Here is an 18,198-nt window from a genome sequence, read left to right on the forward strand (position 1 = left end):
CCCTGGCGCGGGTCATGGCCATGGCAGGGGCCGGACCAGCCCGCTTCAACAGGTAAGTTGGAGGTATGTTTTCACGTTCAACCGGGCCCCGGCGGCTGACCCCGCTGAGGCGCGTCGTCGGCATGGCGGCTCTCGGCGCCTGCCTCGTGGTGGCCGCCTCGGCCTGCTCCTCAGCCGTGTCCATCGAGAATGCGGACGTCCCGGCGTGGAAGTCCACGGCCCTGCCAACCGCCAGCGGAATTGTGCTGGAGGATGCCGGCAAGATCCTTAGCCGCCAGCCTCTGGTCAAGGACGCAGCCGACGTTCCGGCCGGCGTCTACACGCTGACCATAACGTGCGACGGCGGGGGCAAGGCCTTCTTCACGGTCACCTCCGGAGGAACGAAACTCGCGGAAGCCGGAGCCGCCTGCAACGGCAGCCGCGAGCGCGCCAAAGTCACTCTCCCGGCCACCGGGCCCCTGCAGATCAGCGCCTCCAGCGTGGACGCTCCGCTCATCTACGCCTACCATCTGGCGGCGGCGGGCTAGCTGTGACTTGCACCGTCGGTGATGGTGCGTATGCTCAGGGACATGTCAGCTCTTTGGGGGAAGCGGATTGCCGGCGTTGCTGCGGTTGTGCCGATTCTGGCTCTGCTCGCCGGCGGTATAAGCGGCTGCGAATACAACACTGACGGTGATGCGCCGAGGGACGCCGCGTCCGGCCCGCCGTCGAACGCCAGCCCGGACAACCGCGTCACGCCGCCCAGCCTGCGGGACCCGCCGGACCGGCAGGGCAATCCGGACCCGCAGGACAATCCGGACCCGCAGGACAATATCGACGCGCTGACGGAAGTTCTGGGCCCCCCGGACGGGAGCAGGCTGCCCTACGCCTCAGGTGGTGCAGCATCGTGGACCGAGGATGTCCCCACCGGCGAATACTTCCTGACGGCGGCCTGCGTTGCGGCGCCGGGCGCCGAACTGGTGGTGCGCCTGGGGAACGCCGAGCCGGAACGCACGTCTTTCCGGTGCGGAATGGGCAAAGTGATGTACTTGGACCACAAGGGCGGCAGGATAAGCGCTGAGGTTGTGCCGCCAGCCGACTGGCCGTACGCCTTCACGGGCGTCAAGCTGGATCCGGATCAGACGCCCCGCGGCCCCTCTGCCGCCGACACAACGGTATGGGCGGCCGGGGAACTCGGACCCGTGCAGCCCGGTGAGTTCCGGGGCTATCCGTGGGCCGGCAAGTGGCAGCATTCCGGTGCCGTTGACGTGCCCGGCCTGCTGACCTTCACGTTCGTCTGCGAGGGCCCGGCCACCGTCGACATCGTCGTCGTCCGGCCCAAAGGCGGGGACTTGTACTCCGTGAGCGGCCTTCCCTGTGGCAGGCCGGTCCCTACAGATATTCCCGTTGGACCGGAAGGGGTCATGGTGATGGTGGACTCGAACAACTTTCCCGTCCAGGCCGCGTACAGCCTGCTGCCGGCTGCCGGGAGCGGGCAGTAGTGGCGGTCCACGCGCCAAAACGCGCGGTGTTCCTGGTCGCCGTCCTGCTCGCCGCCGGCGTGGCCGGGTGTGAATACGCGAACGACGTAACGCCGGCCCCGTCCCGACCGTCCGGGACGGGAACCGCCGCGGCAGCCGGCCCCTTTCCGTTCGCCTCCGTGGATCCCGAACTTGAGGCCGAACTGGAGCGCAACATGGGCGCCGTCGAACTGATGTTGGCTGACGTTCCCGCGGGTGCCGGGGCAGCCGGCGGCATCAGCGGGCACAGTGCAGCCGGAGGCGGATTGACGTACAACGGCGTCCTCACGAACGCGGGCACGTATACGGTCACGGCGGTCTGCACGGGCGCCGTGGAGGCGCAGTTGGTGGTCACCTCGCGCGGAACCACGGGCAGCCCCGAGGTCATCGACGTGCCGTGCGGAGAACCGGTCAGCCGGCAGGTTCAGCTTGGCACCGGGTCCGTGACTGCCTACCTGGTCAGTCCGGACGAAAGCCGGGTGCACAAAGCGGCTGTGGGCGCCGTACGCATCGTGGACCCCGCGCCCTGACACCGTGTGCTGACGATGCGTGCTCCCAGGACGGGGCTGTTTTGGTGCCGTCCGGAACCTCTCTGGTTTGAGGCTGGCGGCAGGCCTAGAGTCGGAGTATGCACACCGTGCAGGCACCCCCGGTGCCACGGCGGACGGCCGCGGCGGCCGCCGTCGTGCTTTCCGGTGTGGTGGCCGCAGGAGCGGCGCTGAGCGGTTGTGAGTACGTGTACGACGACGGCCGCGGGCCGTTGCCCACTGCGACGGCGCCGCCGTTCACGGACGCGGCTCTCCCGCAGGATCCCCGGCGCAACCTCCCGGTGACCGGGACGGAACTTGACGCCTGGGTTGAGCGGGTCCTCCCGGACACGGCGGGCCAGGTGTTCCACACGGGCTTCGGACTGCTCAAGGCGGGCACCACACGCCAGGAGAGTACCGGGCATCTGCCCAGCGGGACGTACTCACTGACGTTGGCCTGCAAGAGCCCGCGCAGGGTGTCGTTCACGGTACGCAATGGGGAACTGGCGCTCGTGGACCTGAGCCTGCGCTGCGGAACGTCCAGGGTGAACGTGATCTATGTGTCCGAAGACGCCGTGCTCAGCGTGGAGGTGGCGGCCCAGACCGCTGCGAACTTCGCCTACCGGTTCAGCCGGATCTGACGACTGGACGGATACCGGCTGGGTGTACTGCCTAGGCGGCGCAGCCTTCCGGGCACCGAAGGGTCTCCGGACTGGACGCGCAGTCCGAGCAGTAGAGCGTGAGGGTGCGGCAGCTCGGGTTGGAGCAATTCTCGAACTTGCTGGTGGGTGCTGAACAGCGCACACATTCACCGATGGTCTTGGCGTCCTCACTGAATTCGAGGTGCATGCGCTTGTCGAAGACGTAGAGGGAGCCTTCCCAAAGGCCCTGGTCCTTGAAGGTTTCGCCGTAGCGGACGATCCCGCCGTCGAGCTGGTATACCTCCTTGAACCCGCGGTTCACCATGAGGCTGGAGAGCACCTCGCAGCGGATGCCGCCGGTGCAGTAGGTCACCACGGGCTTGTCCTTGAGGGCGTCGTACTTGCCGGACTCGAGTTCCTTGATGAAGTCGTGCGTGGTGGCCACGTCCGGGACGATGGCATCCTTGAACTTGCCGATCTGGGCTTCGAACGCGTTGCGGCCGTCGAAGAACACCACGTCCTCGCCACTTTCCTTCTTGGCGTCCACCAACTGGTGGAGTTCCTCAGGCTTGAGGTGGGTTCCTCCGCCCACCACACCGTCGGCATTTACCTTAAGCTCGCCGGGGGCCCCGAAGGATACGATTTCGTCCCGCACCTTGACGCTGAGGCGGGGGAAGTCAGCAGCTCCGCCGTCGGACCACTTAACGTCGATGCCGTGGAAGCCCTTGTATTCGCGGGTGGTCTTCACGTACTGCTTGACCGCGCCGATCTCGCCGCCCACGGTCGCGTTGATGCCGTCCTTGGAAATGAGGATGCGTCCGGTCAGGCCCAGTTTCTCGCAGAGGGTGCGCTGCCAGAGGCGCACGGCGTCGGGGTCTGCGATAGGAGTAAAGCCGTAAAAGAGTACAATTCGGTTCAAAGCCACGTATTTAAGGGTACTTGCTCACTGAAACTGCCCGAGCCGGGGCCTTGGACTCTACCGGTGGCATCGGTCACAATTCGGTAAGCAAGACTGTTTCCCTGACCCTGCCCCTGTTGCTTGGGGCACCGCTGGAATACTCTCATGACATGAGCCCAGACGCCATGGTTGAAGACATCACCCGCCTCGTGGAAATCTGGGTGACCGGATGGGCCGGTTGCCGAGGCTACGAGACGCGGATGGAAGGCCGCTTCCCGGCGGTCCTGCGCGCAGACACCACCCGGGATTGGGAATACTTCGCCCACGATCCCTCGGATGCAGAATTTACCGAGCTTGCGGCGAAGACTGCAGAGGCGCCGGCCAGGATCCTGACCGTGCTCACCAATGATGTGGCGCGGTACTCCTTCCTGGCCCAGCAAGTGGGCCTGAACGTCACCTCCGCCTCCCAGACCATGATGATCGTGGACATGGAAACCCAGGACTCCGAAGACCCCTGGCTCTCGGATGACGACCTGAAGCTGACCACATCCAAGAGCGACGGGGTCCACCATGCCGTGGTGCGCGCCGGCGAATCCGTGGCGGCGAGCGGTCGCGTGTTCGTGGTAGGCCACACGGCGGTGTTCGACAAGATCGTCACCGAACCGGACTATCAGCGGCGCGGGCTGGGAAGTTTCATCATGAAGGCATTGGCGGCACAGGCCTTCGAACACGACGTGGAAAACGGCCTGCTGCTGGCGTCCCTGGACGGTCAGAAGCTGTACTCGCACCTGGGCTGGACAACGCTGTGCCATGTCCTCATGATGTCCGCCTCCAACGAGGGCGCTGACCTTTCCGTCGGCTGACCCTGCTCCAGCCTGCACGTTGGCAGCGCAGGCCGGTGCTGCCAGTCGCTGATACGGGCTCACCGTACGGGCGATTTGAGCCCGGATGAAACAATATTGAAGTGAACCCGCATGACTCCCTGATTCCGCTGCTGGGCCGTGGCCCGGACCCGGAGCAGCTGCGTCATGTCCGCACCATTCCCGCCCGACAGGCCGTGAACGAGCCGTGGCCGGGGTGGGCCCATCCCGATCTCATCGAGGCCTACGGCTCCCTGGGCATCCATGAGCCGTACCGTCACCAGATCCAGGCGGCGAACCTTGCCCACGGTGGCGAGCATGTGGTGATCGCCACGGGCACCGCCTCCGGTAAATCGCTGGCCTATCAGCTGCCCGCGCTGGACGCGATCCACCGCTCTGAACTGCGGGTACTCTCCGAGCCGGGCAAAATCCACGACGACGGCGCGGTGGCCTTGTACCTCTCCCCCACCAAGGCCCTGGCAGCCGATCAGCTCGCTGCCATCCGCTCGCTCAGGCTCCCGACTGTCAGGGCAGAAACGTACGACGGCGATACTGACCCGGCGTCGCGGCGCTGGATCCGGGACCACGCCAACGTGATCCTGGCCAACCCCGACATGCTGCACTTCGGCATCCTGCCCAACCATGCCTGGTGGGCCAGCTTCTTCCGCCGGCTCAAGTACGTCATTGTGGACGAGGCCCACAGTTACCGGGGCGTCTTCGGCTCCCACGTGGCCAACCTGATGCGTCGGCTGCGGCGCATCTGCGCCTATTACAGCGCCAATACCTCCCACCCCGGTCCGGTGTTCATCGCGGCCTCGGCAACGGCGTCCGAACCGGGAACGTCCTTCGGCCGGCTCATCGGGGCACCCGTCCGGGCCGTGTCCGAGGATTCCTCACCCCACGGCTCCACCACCGTGGCCTTCTGGGAACCGGCCCTCACGGAGCTGCGCGGTGAAAACGGCGCCAAAGAACGCAGGACCGCCGTGGCCGAAACTGCCGACCTGCTGGCCAACCTTGTCTCCTCCCGGATCCGGACCATTGCGTTCATCAAGTCCCGGCGCGGGGCTGAGACCATTTCCGCCATTACCAAGCGGCTACTGGACGAAGTGGATCCCAGCCTCCCCCAGCGCGTGGCCGCCTACCGTTCCGGTTACCTGCCGGAGGAGCGGCGGGCCCTGGAAAAGGCCCTGAGGTCGGGGGAACTCCTGGGTGTGTCCAGCACGTCGGCCCTCGAACTCGGGATCGACATCTCCGGGCTCGACGCCGTCCTGGTTGCCGGCTGGCCCGGCACGAGGGCGTCCCTCTTCCAGCAGATCGGCCGGGCGGGGCGCGCCGGCCAGGACGCCCTCGCCGCTTTCGTGGCCAGCGACGATCCGCTGGACACCTACCTGGTGAACCATCCGGAAGCCATCTTTGATGTTTCCGTGGAAGCCACGGTGTTCGATCCCTCCAATCCCTACGTGCTCGGGCCTCACCTGTGCGCCGCCGCAGCTGAACTGCCCCTCGGTTACGCGGAGCTTGACCTGTTCGGCCCCACTTCGGAGAAACTACTGGACCAGCTCGTGGCGCAGGGCTACCTCCGCAAACGTCCGGCCGGCTGGTTCTGGACGCACCCGCAGAGCGCGGCGGCCATGGTGAACCTGCGGGCCGACGGCGGCGGTCCGGTGAGCATCGTCGACGCCGAGACAGGTTCCCTGCTTGGCACCATGGACTCACCCCAGACGCACTACCAGGCCCACACGGGTGCCGTGTACGTGCATCAGGGCGACAGCTACGTGGTGGAGGACCTGAACGAGGCAGACCACTGCGTGATGGTGCGCCGCGCGAACCCCGATTACTACACCACCGCCCGCGACGTGACCCAGATCGAAGTCCTGGAGACACAGCGGACAGCTCAGTGGGGCGACGTCGCCGTACACTTCGGTGCCGTGAAGGTGACAACACAGGTGGTCTCCTTCCAGCGCAAGGCGCTAATTTCGAATGAGATTCTGGGTGAGGAACCGCTGGAGCTCGGTGCCAGGGACCTGTTCACGAAGGCTGTCTGGTTTGTGGTGGACAACCGTTCGCTGACCGGGGCCGGACTGATCGAAGCCCAGTTCCCGGGCGCCCTGCACGCAGCCGAACACGCTGCGATCGGGCTGCTCCCGCTCGTGGCGTCCAGCGATCGCTGGGACATCGGCGGCGTTTCCACCGCCATCCACGCCGACACCGGGGTGCCCACGATCTTTGTGTACGACGGGCACCCCGGCGGCGCCGGCTTTGCCGAACGCGGCTTCGACAAGGCCAAGGTGTGGCTATCCGCGACCCGGGACGCCATCGCGGCCTGCGAATGCGACGCCGGCTGCCCGTCCTGCGTGCAGTCGCCCAAGTGCGGCAACAAAAACAACCCGCTGGACAAAGCGGCGGCAATCACCCTGATCGACGTCCTGCTAAAGGACGCCACGGAACAGCCGAATGCTGCCCGGGCGGAAGAGCACGCAGCCCCGTTCTGAGGCGGCTCATCGGCGCGAACCCATCGGCAAGGCGTCGCGGCTCAGGCAGGTCGCGCGGTCTCATCGCGGGCGCGGTCTCATAGCGGTCGCGGCTCAAGGCGGGCGCGCTCTCACGGCGGCGGTCCGGCCCTGGCGTGGCCGGTGGCGGCGCCGAACATACTTCGGTGCAGGAGTTCAGTCCTGACCTCGACGGTGTCGCTTCCCCCTTCCGTGCAACTTGTTATTCTCGCCCCTTGCCGGCCCGCCACGTCCGCCGCGACGGAGCACGGCACACCCTGGCTGATCCCCCGCAGTGCGTCTGCGGCCGCGAGCGCGGCGAGATCGGCGGCCGCCGCAGCCCTGGACGCCATCACGGCGGACTGGGCCAGCAGCAACATGAGCGCCATGGCCACCATCACCACCATTCCGAGTCCGGCGGCCAGGACTGTTCCGGATCCACGCTCACAAGCACGCCGACGACCGTCATGTCCCAGCTGACCCTTCTTGGGGATTCCCGGGTGCGGACTCCCGCGGCCGTTCATGAGGCCGCAGCTTCCGGACGGTGTTCCTGCCTCGGAACGGGTGATACCGGCACGGGCAATCCAAATACGGGCAAGGCCGCCACGGGCCGGCTCTCTGCCGGATGGAGGCTTGCCTCCCGGGCGGTTTCTCCCCGTGCCAATGCCCGGGCGGACAACGTCCACGGCACTATCGACCCGCCAGGACCTGAGACCCTGCCTGAAACCGTGACGCTGAGCCATTCGCCCTCGGCCACGATCGACGATGACGCCGACGCGCCGGCAAGCTGCCGAACTATCCCCTCCACAGCTCCGGCATCCTCACCGCGCGCCAGCGCCCTCGCCCCGGCCCGTGCCGCTTCCTCAAGCCGGAGCTGGGTAATCCCCGCCGCTGAGCCCGCGAGCAGAAGGGCCAGGAGCAGAAGAACCGCCGGCAGGGCCACCGCGAATTCGGCGGTGACGGATCCGCGGTCCTTCCCCGAACCGCGGACCCCGTCCATCCCCGGCGCCCGGCGGCGCACGCCCGGCGTCATGGCAACGCCAGCGCCGTCCGGATCAGGGTCAACAGGAATCCCCTGACTTCATCACTGCGCAGGATGAACACCAGTATCCCGGCAAAACCCACGGCGGCAAGGGTGGCGATGGCGTAGACGGATGTTGCATCAAGTTACAGGCGGAGCGAGGACGGGCATTGGCAATGGGCGGCTGTTTACCGACCGGCGCGGTTCGGATTCGGAACGCCGGAAAGGGCTGCCTGGATCGCGTCCCGGTACACATTCGGTTCCGGCAGTTCGACGTTGCCGAACCGCTCTTGAAGCTTCGCCACGGACGTTGTGTGTTGGACATCCAAGGCCAGCGGGATAGGCGTCCCGTCCTGCCGCTGTTCCGCCGACACGTATTCATATGCCATGAACGTTATGGCGTGTGACTGGAGATGTACGGAAGTTAGGCCCTCCCTGCCTCCAAGCCGTTTCATCACACGGTCATAAACAGGAGCGGGGCAGATGAAAAACAGGCCCTTTTTGCAGCTCTCCTCACGCTGTAGAAGCTGACCTTTGTAGACCAGCTGCGTGATGATTCGCTTACAGACGTTTTCCCAGTTCACGCCGGCGGTGCTCTGGACAATCGGACGACCGGGCAGCAGCATCGCCTGGCGGCTGGGCAGATAATTGCCTGTTGTGTCCGCCGTCTGGACCTCCACAGCCACGAACTCATCCAGGGAGCCGTCAGGATTCAGCAGCGCCAGAATCCAGTCCACCCAATAGGAACCCGTCCCTCCCGTCCGCTGAGGGAGCCGCATCTCACCCCCGGAACCCTTGCCAAAGACAGCGACCACTTTTTCGCCTCGCGTGCGAGCTTCAGCGACGGCCTGTCTGCCATGAATTAGGGGTAGCCCGGGCGAAAAGGCCTTGTCCGCCACGTCTTGCAGCACCTGGTGGTTGTCTGCGTAAAGGCGAGTTGGACAGATGATTACGGGCTGCGCAAACGATGGTTGCTTGAGGCTACACGCCCCGGTTGGCGTACCCTCAAGCTTCTTGGTGCAACCGACGGTCTGGAACGGGCAATCCTTCGTTTCAGCAGACCTTATGGCTTCGGGAGAATGGTCGGTAGCCGGGTAACCGAAGAATTCGAATAGGTGAGACATACCCCCTAGACCGCTCGTGTCAGTTCAGTGACAGCGACGCCGAGTGCCTGCGAGACGGACCGCCCGACAGCCGCAGCAAGGAGCGGCGGAACCGCGTTTCCTACCTGCTCGTATTGATCTACCCGGGAGCCGGTAAACACGTAGGTGTCCGGGAACGACTGAATCCGCGCCGCCTCCCGAACTGTGAATGCCCGGTCTTGGTCATAGTGGAAGTACGCGCCCCAGTGGGGATCGCACTTGGTCAAAATTGTGGACGCCAGACCGTCAGGGTGAACGCGACCATACCGCTTCGTGTGATCTGATCGGCGGGCTTGCTTCATCCCCGATGGGAGAAGTTCAAAAGGAATATCCGTCCAGTTTCCGCCTGGTGGGATATGCCTCAGCCTTTCCAAGTTAATCTTTCCGAGTCGGGCGGCCTCATGGTTCGTGACGCCTTCGGAACCGGCACGCAGAACGCGCTGATAGTCGTTCTGAGGCACAGTGCGATACTGCTTCGTCTCCGCGCCCTCCTCACCGTTCCGCAGGACCGGCAAATCGCCTAAGGCGTCATGGACCGTCGTGTGCGAGGGCAGCTCTAGCGAACGGGGCATGGCGACGATGTTTCGCCCGGCGAACTTTGACGTGAAGTTGACTCGCATCGGGGCCGAATGAATGGGCTCAGGGAAAGCCTCCAACGGATTACCGCCGTCCCGAAGGCCCAAAACAATGGTCCGCCAACGCGTTTGCGGAACCCCAAAAAGCGGCGCGTAGAGGATCTGCACATCCGCGGAGTAACCAAGCGCCCGTAGGCTGCCGAGGATTGCCTCAAGAGTCGCCCCACCCTCGAAAGAGACGAGGCCGGGCACGTTCTCGATCAGCACCGCTCGCGGCTGGAATTCCTCCACAAACCGCAGGTATTCCCGAAACAAGTGGTTTCGGCGGTCCTCCGAGCTACGCTTCGGCGCGTTGATGCTGAAGCCCTGGCACGGCGGACCACCAGCGATGAGAGCAAGCTCACCCCTCTTTACCTTCAGCCGCTCGCGAATCTCTGCAGCGTCAACGCTCCTGATATCGCTGCTGTCCACCAGCGCGTCCGGGTGGTTTGCCTGGAAGGTCTGCGCGTATGTGGGCACGAGTTCGTTGGCATAAAGGCTCTTGAACCCGGCTTCCCTAAGCCCTTCCGAAAGGCCGCCGGCTCCTGCAAAGAGGTCGATCATTTTAAGCTGCTCAGTGGCACGGTGGGCAGAGAGGGTACGAGGCATGCGACCTACTCTAACGATTCCCACAGACCTTTTCGGCGCGGCGTGCCGCGAGTGTGAGGCACTCATCAAACATTTGCCCCTTCAGTCCGCGCCGATACTGCCGATAATCACCAGCCCCATAAGCTGCCCCAAGTCGTGCCGGACCTCTGCCAGTTCCGCGAGTACCGCCGCGCAGCACCCGCACCCGCAAGCCGCGCCGGTGTCCTGATCCTGGTCGCCCGTCATGCGCCCGCCGCCTTCCGCGTCGTCCTGGGACGGCGCGGCGTAGTAGCCGCGCCGCCTTGGATACCACGAAGCTGTGACAACTTGCCGCCAACCCTCTCCTTCTCCACCGGAACAGCTAGCGCCCGCCCCAAATCCTTTAGGGCCGAAAGATAGGCCGCTATCAACCGGGTTGACGGCCCGCCGTCAGTTGTGGCGTCGTCCATCTGCCCGGCCAGTTCCCGGCACAACGCCAGTAACGCCGCGTGCTTGTCCGTCAAAACGTCGGCTCCCGCCGCAATCGTCCGCTCCAACGCTTCCCGTTGCACGTCCATGATTTATAGACTCCTTTTCGTTTGAGCCACGCCGCCGCGGGCAAAAACACCCTTGGGGAAATTTGGACCACTACCGGCAAAGGGGCCCTGACGCCCAAGCTGTAGCCCTTGAGACGCCCCTGCCCCCTGGTATGCCGCCCGCCTTGTTGGTTGCCCCTCTGGCTTGTGTTTGTGCCCTTGTCTTGCCGCTTGGGCCGTCCGCCAGGTTTGAGGTCGTCACAGCGCCTTGTGGCAGCTCCCGCTGTCCCCGCCGGCGTAGTGGACGACGGCGGCCCGGCCACTCCGATAACTGGAGTTGCCGGGCCGGTCGTTGGCGCTGGAAGGGTACGCGCCCCATATGCCTAGGGGCTGGCCTTCCATCGTTCCCGTTGCGTGGAGGGAAAGGGCCTTGAGGGCCGCAGCGGGTGACGTTGACGCCGACACGATGGAGGAGCTAGGCCGCCAAATCAATCACGGCGAACGACGCAGGCCGCTTGATAGCCAGCCCGAACCTACCCTCCACCCGGAGGGTAACCAGGTTCTTCGTGAAGTTCACGCCCGACCGATCAAGGGCCAGCGTGGCATCCTCCCGGACCACGATTTCGGCCTGGTTCCAGTCCGCCAGCAGCGCTGTACCGGCGGCGACGGCGTTGGACGGTATGCGGGGAACGGACCAAATGTTCGTGGCGCTTTCCGCCGCCGGGTCGCCCAGCAGGAACGCACCGGTTGCGCCGTCAGCCCGGAGTAGGTCCAAGGCCTCAAGGTCCGCCGGATTCAGAACCAGGGCATTGGGTGTGACCCCGGTGGCTTGGAGCTGGGTGAGGCCCTTACGGATGGACGTCAGCCGGTCCGTGGCGAACACCTGGGAGATAACGCCGGTCGTGGCAAGGATGCCGGTCAGGTTTTCGCCCTCCCCGTCGCCGTTGACCACCTGGTCCTGTAGGGCGTCCAGGATGCCCGCCTCCATCTCGGCCTGTAGGAAATCCTCCAGCGCGGCGTGGTCCGCAAAGTACCGTTCCGGGACCGGGTCGGACAGGTGGGCAATGACCCGGACGCGGTCCTCAATCTCGGCCAGGGTGAACACGGATGACGGCTTGAGCGCCCCGTCCGCGACCGGGGCGGCGTTGTTCGTCCTCACCGTCTGCCGCAGGAAACTGAAGCTGTTCCCGGTGCCAAAGCCGCCGGTCAGCATCCTGACAGGGACCAGCTCCAGCAGGGACCGCGGAGTGGAGGACAGGGCCACCACGTCCGTTTCCAAGGGCACCGGCACGCCGATGCTTCCGGACACCAGGGCTTTCTGCCCGTCTACTTCCGCGGTCATGGCCCGGCTCATGCGTTCCGCCGTCGCCTTCGCCCACGGGCTGTGTGTGCCCTTACGGCCTCCGCGGCCCGCCGGGGTCCGTCCCGCCAGCTCGTCCGCCAGCGCCTTGAGGTCCGTCATGAACGGGTCACGCCGCGCCGTCTTGAGCTGGTCCAGGTTGTGGCGGGCTTCGCCCATGGCTTTCCGGTAGTCCGCTTCCTCGGCGGCGGTCAGTGACCGGTTTTCGGATTCGGCCTTTTCCGCGATTTCGCGGGCGCGTTTTGCCGCTGCCGATGCCGCTTCCTTGTGCGTCTCAACGCGGGATGTGCTTTCCATCTGAGTGCCCTCCTTGGGCAGGAATGCGCCTATCGTGGCGCACGAAAATGAATAGGAATTCCGGGCGGGCTCCTACGGACGGATTCAGGACCGGTTCCACCGAACTTGACGCGCTCCGCGCCCTCGGTCGGTGGCCGGGCCCATACCGCTGGTGGGCACTCATTCCACGGCGGGACCTGATAGGCGGACGGGTTGACCCGGAGAATTCCCGGTGTGACCGCTGGCCGTGTCCCTGGCGGGAGGGGGCCGGGCGCTTCGGGTTCCTCCGGACTTGACCCGCTAAGGTTCCTCGTCCGTTGACCGTCCGCGCCCGGCTCTTACGCTTGGTCCATATTAACTCAATAGTGCTAAATACCGGCGGGACTTACTCCGCTAGCGCGGCCCGTGTGTAGTTGTCCAGGATCATCTCCGCTTTACCGGGCGCGAGGGTGACCACCAACGCCGCCGCCATGCCGCACGCGGCGTGGGCAAGTTCGATGGGGTTCTCCGATTCGTTGAGCATGACTTGCGCTTCGGCCCGGCGGTTCTGTGTGAGGAGCCGGGTTACGGCGGTGGCTTCAAGGCGGGCGGTCTGTTCGATGGTGTGCTTGCTCATGATGTTGCCTTTCATTTGTTGGGTGGTGCTTGGTCGGTATTTCGTGTTGCCCGCCAGGCTGTCCGCCCGTCCGGGAGCCTTTCGCGGCGAAGGTGGGGCTTACACCGCCGACAGGGGACAGCGCAGCCGTCCTGATCGGGCAGCCAGCCGTTCCGGCAGTTGTGTGGTGGTGGGTCCGGGTCGGAAGGCAGCCAGGGCAACCCAAGGTCCTGACGGCGATCGGGGTCGGCGTTGTTCATGCTTGCCTCCTGCCGCCAGTCGGGGAATGTTCCCCGCAGACCGTCGCCCCCTCCCGTTGGCCGATGATCGGGGCCCAACACATCGGGACCGAGCATTCGGGCTGGTGTTTTCCGAAGAACCGCGGGTCCCTACAGCCTGCCTTCACGTCGCCGTGGCACTCCCGGCAGCTTGAGGCGGGAAAATCCGGATGATCCTCACATTTGGGGGCGGTTGCCAGTGCGCGCCGCCGCTCCGCATCCCGAATCGTTTTTAGGTCCGCGCGGAGCTTCACGACATACCCTGGTTGTGTGAGCCGGGCAGCCGCTGACTTGGTTTCCGGGTCTAAAGCGGCCCTCCTGGCCACCTCGAGGGCCTCCTCGTGGCCCATATCGGAATGACGCAGGCGAAGGCCCCTTGCCAGTTCTGACCAGCTTTCTGTACTGGGTTCGGCGTTGGGGGGAGGGGGGGTCTTTTTCTGTTCCCTTCCGTTAGGGGCGGGGTATCCCGCCACCTGCCCCGCCAGTTCGCCCGCCGCTATGCCCGCCGACTGTTGGGTGGTGAAACTGGCGGGATACCCCGCCATATCGGGAGAGTTGTCCACAGGGGCGAACGGGCCCAGACGCCAACATATTGCGCGTCCCTTCCTACCGGCACGGGCGATCACTGCTCCCGCCTCGAGGACCTCCAGAGCGTTCCTGACGTCCCGCCGGGTGAGGCCGTGGATTTCATCCGCCAAGGTTTGTGTAGCGGGCCAGGACAGGCAGTCGTGGCCGGCATGCGATACCAAGGCCACCAAGGCGAGCCGAACTGCATGCCGTCCAATAGACCGGGGCGGCTCCGGCAAGGGCACAGCAAGCGCCCAAGCCAACCAGTCATCGGCAGAAATGGGCCTGTCGTTTAGCCCCTTCACGACTGACCGCCGGTAACATGGGCATAACACTTGAAGTCCCGGGAGCCGTTATCGTTCGCAGCGAGGCGGCTCCTTCCCTTTGCGCTCATTTCCCGACACCGCCGGTTGGCCACAGCAGCGCGGCGACTCGTTCCGCCTGTTCATCAGTGATGGGCGGGAATGATTCCACGGCAGCGCGTACGTGGTCCTCCAGCCGCATCCCCTTGAGCCGCTGCCGGTGGGCCAGGAGGTCGGGGTCGTCGTCGGGACGGGTCTTGGACAGTGACGCGATTTTGGCGCGTTCGTGGGTCCAGGAATTGGAATTTGTAGCCATTTACATCTCCGCAGGCATAGAAAATCTGCGGCCCGACGGAGGCCGATTGCCTGGAGAGAAACCTTGCGCGCCCCTACACCCGGCGCGGCCTTGCACGGATTACTCCGCTACGGCTACTAGAAATAGACGATACCCCACAAAATTTGAACGGCTAAAGGTTCGACACGCCGGGAGATTAGAAGTTCGACACGTCCAGGGCGTCGAGACCGGCAGCCACCGCGCCTATGGTTATTGCCCGAAGCCGCTCCAGATTCAGACGTACATCCCGTCGGCAGGAGGGGCAGCGCAGGGCATACGCGCCTTTCGGGCCGCCTTCCCGGCTGTCCCATTTGTAGTAGTTTTTTGTGCTGCCCTGACGCAACTCCATTTCCAGGCTGAACAAGTCCTGGCCTTCCAGTGCTGGCAAATAATGCACTTCAGCCAAGACTCTCCGGTCATGTGACTGGCGATCGCTGCAGTACATCAGTATGACTTGGCCCCGAAGCCTGGGCTTTCGTCTGCTCACGCCCCCGTCCCCTTCGGTTCCATCCGCAGCGTTGAGGCGTCAAAAACGCCGCGGTATGGTCCGGAAGGTTTGAGTTCAATGTCAAAGACAGCCCGCAGGACTTCACGCTGGATCTCCGTGTCAGACCGCAGGAATTCCCCGCCAGGATGATCGGCCAGCAGTATCCCGGACACCGCCCGGCTCCCGCCGTTGGCTGCCGCCACGCTTTCCAAGTTCCCTAGCGCCGCCTCTATTTCCTTACTGCCCTCCACCAATTGGCTCTCCGAAATAGCACCCTTCGCGTACAGCCGCACCAAAGAATATTTGCGGTTGACCAGGTCCGTGACGTCCTGTCGCTCGACTGGTTCGAATTGCTCCTCGATCCGCTGGAACTGCGCCAACAGCGCTGCCTTCACATCAGCCCGGCTAAGCCACTCGGCGGCAACACCCCGCACGTAAGCGTCCAGCGGGCCCATGGCCCGGTTTGCGTGACCCGGTACGTACTTGCCGCCCTCCTCATGCACGCGGCAACGATAGGACCGGCGGTGGCCCTCCGCGCCGAAGCCGGTCATGTAGCGCCCGCAGTAGCACCGCACTACGCCGGAAAGCAGATACTTGAATTTCGCCTCCGACTGCCGTGGCCTGCTCTCATCCGTCAAAATGGCCTCGCACTTCCGGAAGGTCGCCAGCGGCACAATAGGCGGCCACTGGTCCGAAACAACCTCACCATGGAAGGTCATAAGCCCCGCATTGCGTGGCCTCAGCAGCACGCGCCGAACTTGGGTCGTGTTCATCCGCCGCCCGGAAAGGCTGACCGCACCGGCGGCGGCCCAATCTCGCGTCACACTGACCAGGGACCGGCCCGCGATAATTGATTCGATGCCGCCACGAATGTGAGCCGCCGCTGCGGCGTCCAGAACAATTCGGCCCCCATGCTCCCGGCCTTTTTCATCCAGGATGGCGTCAGCCTTCTTCCAGCCCCATGGAACGCGTCCGCCTAAGTATTTGCCGGCCTGCGCCGCTTGCGCCTTTTGCCGCCGGATTCTTTCCGCCTTGTGTTCCGACTCAAATTGAGCCCACGCGCCCCGCGTCTTCGCGGTGGCCCGCCCGGACGGCGTCGTGAGGTCCACACGCCCCGCCGTCACTTCATGGGTTGCAACATTTCCCGGCACGCACAGCTCCATGTACCGCTCGAGCTCTTTGGTTTGGCGCAGCAGACGGTCAATGTTCCAGCAAAGCACGACGTCGATACGGCCCGCCTCGAGGTCAGCCAACAGCTTGCCGTATTCCGGACGTTGCCGCCCGGAGAAGGCGCTAATGTCGTTGTCCGAATACTCGGCAAGGACCGACACGCCTAGACGCTCAGCGAGGCGGCGACAATCCTCGAGCTGCCGACGCACGCCAAGGCCCTCACCTTGAATGTCCCGGCTGATCCGCGTGTAAATGGCGGCCCGCTTGCCCTTTGCGATGTTCATGTTTTGAGTCTAGGGCAGCCGGTAACTTGACGCTAGATCCGTCTATTCCGCGGTGGCCATTCCCACCTCTGATCCCATCAGCCGCCTGCGCGCCGGGGCCGCCACGGGCGCCGCGTCCCTGGCACCGGGGTAGATCTCCAGGACGTCCGCATCTGGACGACCGGAGGGCTCCGGGTGGGCGTACGAACGGTGGTTGGAAGTGGTTGACATGGCGGTTCCTTTCCTTGTTTTCCGGCTGATTTGCCGGCTGTTTCGACTCTCCCGGCTAGCCTGAAGGGAGAAAAGGGAGAAGCTCGGCTAAGTGGAAAAGCCCGGAGCGTGGCGGTTGTGGAGGAACACTTGGACACCGTGACGGCCTATTCGTGTCGCCTATATTCAGGGCCCCGGGTCAGCCTCCGGACGGAAGCATCGCGAGCAATACCGGCACCACGCCGAGGCAGATGAAAGCGGGGAGCGAACAGAGTCCAAGCGGGACCACCAGCCGGACGCCGAGGGCAGCCGCACGCTTTTCCGCCGCCCTGAAACGTTCGCGCCGCAGCCTTGCTGCCTGCGCGTAAAGAATGGCCGACGACGGCGCCCCGGTCAGGGCGGCGAAGCCGAGGGCCTGCCGCGGGACCAACAGCTCAGGAGTCCGGGCCTCGGAACTGCGCCAGGCTGTTTCCCAGTCGGCACCGATAGCGAGCGCCGACACGACGGGCCTCAGTGACCGGCGATAATCCGGTGACGCCGAGTCTGCAATCAGCTCCAAGGCACGCCCGATCCCCGATCCGGCATCCAGCATGGCCCCGATCAGCTCCAGCATCATTGCCGTGTCGCGGAGGCCTTCACCGGACAGCTCTGGCGGGCCGGCCGTAGTTCCGCCGTCGCCGTTCCTTCCGCCCTCCAGGTGCAGGCCCCGCTGCCGGAGGAGCCGCCTGTGCGCGCTGCCGCGCCCGGATAACGCAAGCGCCGCGGCCATGGCCAACACCAGTGCCAGGCCCCCGGACGGCAGCCATTCCGCCGTCATGGCGTTCCAATGGCGGAGCGGACGAGCCTGGCAGACCAGATCCGGCCTGCGGCTGTCAGCACCACGCCGGCTGCGAGCGCAGCCATCCCCAACGGTGTGCCGAGCAGGATTGACAGCGGATCCACTCCGAGGGCGGCCCCGAGCCCAAGACCCAGCAGCGGCAGCCAGGTCAGGAGGGTAACAGTGGCCTTCGGTCCTGCCAAGGCGGTCTGGCGGGCGGCTTCAGCGTCATCCTCGACTTCAAGCTGCGCGGCCAGACGGGTCAGGACGTCAGCCAGCGGGCATCCGCTCGCCGCCGCAATGTCAAAACAGGCTGCAAGCTCGCCCCAGGTTTGCCGTTCGCGGCTATGACTCCCGTGGAAGGCCGTCGCGGACGCCGCCCTGATGGCGTCCGCGACCGGAGCACCCCGCATCGCGGCTCCCCGGGCCACCGACAACATGGACAATGACGCGGGCGTGAGTCCGGGCCCGTCGTCGGGTCCGGCCCCGGTCCGCTCCTCCACGGCATAGACCATCCAGAGTTCATCCCACAGCCGCGACGGTGTCCGGCCGCCTTTGAGGAGTGCGGCCAGCTGCTGGACAACGACTGTCATGGACACACAGTCCGAGCGTTGGCGGGACTTTCCGGGCCAGCGGGTGCGCGGGTCCCTGGGCGTACCGCCCCAGCCGCCCCGCCCCGTGCCGCCGCCGGAGCCTTGCCTGCCGGCGCCTCGGCCGCCGCCGCCCCTCGACCCCGGATGCCCGG

20 protein-coding genes and 1 pseudogene are annotated in these 18,198 nt (G+C 65.3%); 6 read left to right on the forward strand and 15 right to left on the reverse strand.

Annotated features, from left to right (window positions below; genetic code table 11):
- Nucleotides 1-65 precede the first annotated feature (65 nt).
- The 4 genes from WMN78_RS16560 to WMN78_RS16575 all read left to right on the forward strand — a co-directional run bounded on the left by WMN78_RS16560 (nt 66) and on the right by WMN78_RS16575 (nt 2,667).
- Nucleotides 66-527, forward strand: a complete 462-nt coding sequence (locus WMN78_RS16560) for a hypothetical protein (RefSeq protein WP_340534823.1) — start codon at nt 66-68, stop codon at nt 525-527.
- A 42-nt stretch (nt 528-569) separates the two neighbouring features.
- Entirely contained in the window at nt 570-1,481 is a 912-nt protein-coding gene (locus WMN78_RS16565; protein WP_340534824.1) for a hypothetical protein, read from the forward strand.
- Nucleotides 1,481-2,029, forward strand: a complete 549-nt coding sequence (locus tag WMN78_RS16570) for a hypothetical protein (protein WP_340534825.1) — start codon at nt 1,481-1,483, stop codon at nt 2,027-2,029. Before WMN78_RS16565 ends, WMN78_RS16570 begins: the two co-directional genes overlap by 1 nt.
- 98 nt (nt 2,030-2,127) lie before the next feature.
- On the forward strand, nt 2,128-2,667 hold the full coding sequence (locus tag WMN78_RS16575; protein WP_340534826.1) for a hypothetical protein: 540 nt from the start codon (nt 2,128-2,130) through the stop codon (nt 2,665-2,667).
- 31 nt (nt 2,668-2,698) lie between these two features.
- On the opposite strand, the gene WMN78_RS16580 is transcribed toward WMN78_RS16575, so the two are convergent.
- The gene (locus tag WMN78_RS16580; protein ID WP_340534827.1) at nt 2,699-3,592 is read right to left on the reverse strand and encodes a rhodanese-related sulfurtransferase; all 894 of its coding nucleotides are present in this window, start codon (nt 3,590-3,592) and stop codon (nt 2,699-2,701) included.
- 143 nt (nt 3,593-3,735) lie between these two features.
- Here WMN78_RS16580 and WMN78_RS16585 point away from each other — a divergent pair, with 143 nt between their 5' ends.
- Both WMN78_RS16585 and WMN78_RS16590 read left to right on the forward strand, forming a co-directional pair.
- The gene (locus WMN78_RS16585) at nt 3,736-4,428 is read left to right on the forward strand and encodes a GNAT family N-acetyltransferase (RefSeq protein ID WP_340534828.1); all 693 of its coding nucleotides are present in this window, start codon (nt 3,736-3,738) and stop codon (nt 4,426-4,428) included.
- A gap of 101 nt (nt 4,429-4,529) precedes the next feature.
- The gene (locus WMN78_RS16590) at nt 4,530-6,917 is read left to right on the forward strand and encodes a DEAD/DEAH box helicase (protein WP_340534829.1); all 2,388 of its coding nucleotides are present in this window, start codon (nt 4,530-4,532) and stop codon (nt 6,915-6,917) included.
- 110 nt (nt 6,918-7,027) lie between these two features.
- Here the strand turns inward: WMN78_RS16590 and WMN78_RS16595 are convergent, their stop codons facing one another.
- From WMN78_RS16595 to WMN78_RS16660, 14 genes and pseudogenes are all read right to left on the reverse strand, one after another.
- The gene (locus tag WMN78_RS16595; protein WP_340534830.1) at nt 7,028-7,438 is read right to left on the reverse strand and encodes an Rv3654c family TadE-like protein; all 411 of its coding nucleotides are present in this window, start codon (nt 7,436-7,438) and stop codon (nt 7,028-7,030) included.
- Nucleotides 7,435-7,947, reverse strand: a complete 513-nt coding sequence (locus tag WMN78_RS16600) for a TadE family type IV pilus minor pilin (RefSeq protein ID WP_340534831.1) — start codon at nt 7,945-7,947, stop codon at nt 7,435-7,437. Before WMN78_RS16600 ends, WMN78_RS16595 begins: the two co-directional genes overlap by 4 nt.
- Nucleotides 7,944-8,075, reverse strand: a pseudogene (locus tag WMN78_RS16605) (DUF4244 domain-containing protein); the annotation flags it as partial. The pseudogene WMN78_RS16605 and the gene WMN78_RS16600, both read right to left, overlap by 4 nt.
- A gap of 48 nt (nt 8,076-8,123) precedes the next feature.
- A complete protein-coding gene (locus WMN78_RS16610; RefSeq protein WP_340534832.1) occupies nt 8,124-9,059 on the reverse strand; it encodes a hypothetical protein in 936 nt (311 codons plus the stop codon).
- Between the two features lie 5 nt (nt 9,060-9,064).
- A complete protein-coding gene (locus WMN78_RS16615; protein WP_340534833.1) occupies nt 9,065-10,255 on the reverse strand; it encodes a DNA cytosine methyltransferase in 1,191 nt (396 codons plus the stop codon).
- 266 nt (nt 10,256-10,521) lie between these two features.
- Entirely contained in the window at nt 10,522-10,836 is a 315-nt protein-coding gene (locus tag WMN78_RS16620) for a hypothetical protein (protein ID WP_340534834.1), read from the reverse strand.
- A gap of 433 nt (nt 10,837-11,269) precedes the next feature.
- On the reverse strand, nt 11,270-12,451 hold the full coding sequence (locus WMN78_RS16625) for a phage major capsid protein (RefSeq protein ID WP_340534835.1): 1,182 nt from the start codon (nt 12,449-12,451) through the stop codon (nt 11,270-11,272).
- Nucleotides 12,452-12,815: 364 nt separating this feature from the next.
- Complete coding sequence (locus WMN78_RS16630) at nt 12,816-13,046, reverse strand: hypothetical protein (RefSeq protein ID WP_340534836.1); 231 nt, start codon at nt 13,044-13,046, stop codon at nt 12,816-12,818.
- 1,214 nt (nt 13,047-14,260) lie between these two features.
- The gene (locus WMN78_RS16635; RefSeq protein WP_340534837.1) at nt 14,261-14,488 is read right to left on the reverse strand and encodes a hypothetical protein; all 228 of its coding nucleotides are present in this window, start codon (nt 14,486-14,488) and stop codon (nt 14,261-14,263) included.
- 175 nt (nt 14,489-14,663) lie between these two features.
- Nucleotides 14,664-14,912 carry a hypothetical protein gene (locus WMN78_RS16640; protein WP_340534838.1) on the reverse strand — a complete coding sequence of 83 codons (249 nt, stop codon included), beginning with the start codon at nt 14,910-14,912 and terminating at the stop codon, nt 14,664-14,666.
- Nucleotides 14,913-14,989: 77 nt separating this feature from the next.
- Nucleotides 14,990-16,447: a recombinase family protein gene (locus WMN78_RS16645; RefSeq protein ID WP_340534839.1), complete on the reverse strand. Its 1,458-nt coding sequence runs from the start codon at nt 16,445-16,447 to the stop codon at nt 14,990-14,992.
- Between the two features lie 42 nt (nt 16,448-16,489).
- Nucleotides 16,490-16,657 carry a hypothetical protein gene (locus tag WMN78_RS16650; protein ID WP_340534840.1) on the reverse strand — a complete coding sequence of 56 codons (168 nt, stop codon included), beginning with the start codon at nt 16,655-16,657 and terminating at the stop codon, nt 16,490-16,492.
- 178 nt (nt 16,658-16,835) lie between these two features.
- A complete protein-coding gene (locus tag WMN78_RS16655) occupies nt 16,836-17,453 on the reverse strand; it encodes a type II secretion system F family protein (RefSeq protein ID WP_340534841.1) in 618 nt (205 codons plus the stop codon).
- A complete protein-coding gene (locus WMN78_RS16660) occupies nt 17,450-18,046 on the reverse strand; it encodes a hypothetical protein (RefSeq protein ID WP_340534842.1) in 597 nt (198 codons plus the stop codon). The genes WMN78_RS16655 and WMN78_RS16660 overlap by 4 nt, the downstream gene beginning before the upstream one ends.
- Between the last annotated feature and the right edge of the window lie 152 nt (nt 18,047-18,198).

The organism is Arthrobacter oryzae (assembly GCF_037911235.1).
GTDB lineage: Bacteria > Actinomycetota > Actinomycetes > Actinomycetales > Micrococcaceae > Arthrobacter > Arthrobacter oryzae_E.

What these genes read in the sequence shown, in the direction of transcription:
- WMN78_RS16630 (WP_340534836.1), bottom strand. Translation starts at nt 13,046, where the DNA reads ATGAGCAAGCACACCATCGAACAGACCGCCCGCCTTGAAGCCACCGCC.
- WMN78_RS16635 (WP_340534837.1), bottom strand. Translation starts at nt 14,488, where the DNA reads ATGGCTACAAATTCCAATTCCTGGACCCACGAACGCGCCAAAATCGCG.
- WMN78_RS16595 (WP_340534830.1), bottom strand. Translation starts at nt 7,438, where the DNA reads ATGAACGGCCGCGGGAGTCCGCACCCGGGAATCCCCAAGAAGGGTCAG.
- WMN78_RS16620 (WP_340534834.1), bottom strand. Translation starts at nt 10,836, where the DNA reads ATGGACGTGCAACGGGAAGCGTTGGAGCGGACGATTGCGGCGGGAGCC.
- WMN78_RS16585 (WP_340534828.1), top strand. Translation starts at nt 3,736, where the DNA reads ATGAGCCCAGACGCCATGGTTGAAGACATCACCCGCCTCGTGGAAATC.
- WMN78_RS16615 (WP_340534833.1), bottom strand. Translation starts at nt 10,255, where the DNA reads ATGATCGACCTCTTTGCAGGAGCCGGCGGCCTTTCGGAAGGGCTTAGG.
- WMN78_RS16565 (WP_340534824.1), top strand. Translation starts at nt 570, where the DNA reads ATGTCAGCTCTTTGGGGGAAGCGGATTGCCGGCGTTGCTGCGGTTGTG.
- WMN78_RS16645 (WP_340534839.1), bottom strand. Translation starts at nt 16,447, where the DNA reads ATGAACATCGCAAAGGGCAAGCGGGCCGCCATTTACACGCGGATCAGC.
- WMN78_RS16660 (WP_340534842.1), bottom strand. Translation starts at nt 18,046, where the DNA reads ATGACAGTCGTTGTCCAGCAGCTGGCCGCACTCCTCAAAGGCGGCCGG.
- WMN78_RS16575 (WP_340534826.1), top strand. Translation starts at nt 2,128, where the DNA reads ATGCACACCGTGCAGGCACCCCCGGTGCCACGGCGGACGGCCGCGGCG.
- WMN78_RS16625 (WP_340534835.1), bottom strand. Translation starts at nt 12,451, where the DNA reads ATGGAAAGCACATCCCGCGTTGAGACGCACAAGGAAGCGGCATCGGCA.
- WMN78_RS16610 (WP_340534832.1), bottom strand. Translation starts at nt 9,059, where the DNA reads ATGTCTCACCTATTCGAATTCTTCGGTTACCCGGCTACCGACCATTCT.
- WMN78_RS16600 (WP_340534831.1), bottom strand. Translation starts at nt 7,947, where the DNA reads ATGACGCCGGGCGTGCGCCGCCGGGCGCCGGGGATGGACGGGGTCCGC.
- WMN78_RS16650 (WP_340534840.1), bottom strand. Translation starts at nt 16,657, where the DNA reads ATGTCAACCACTTCCAACCACCGTTCGTACGCCCACCCGGAGCCCTCC.
- WMN78_RS16560 (WP_340534823.1), top strand. Translation starts at nt 66, where the DNA reads ATGTTTTCACGTTCAACCGGGCCCCGGCGGCTGACCCCGCTGAGGCGC.
- WMN78_RS16655 (WP_340534841.1), bottom strand. Translation starts at nt 17,453, where the DNA reads ATGACGGCGGAATGGCTGCCGTCCGGGGGCCTGGCACTGGTGTTGGCC.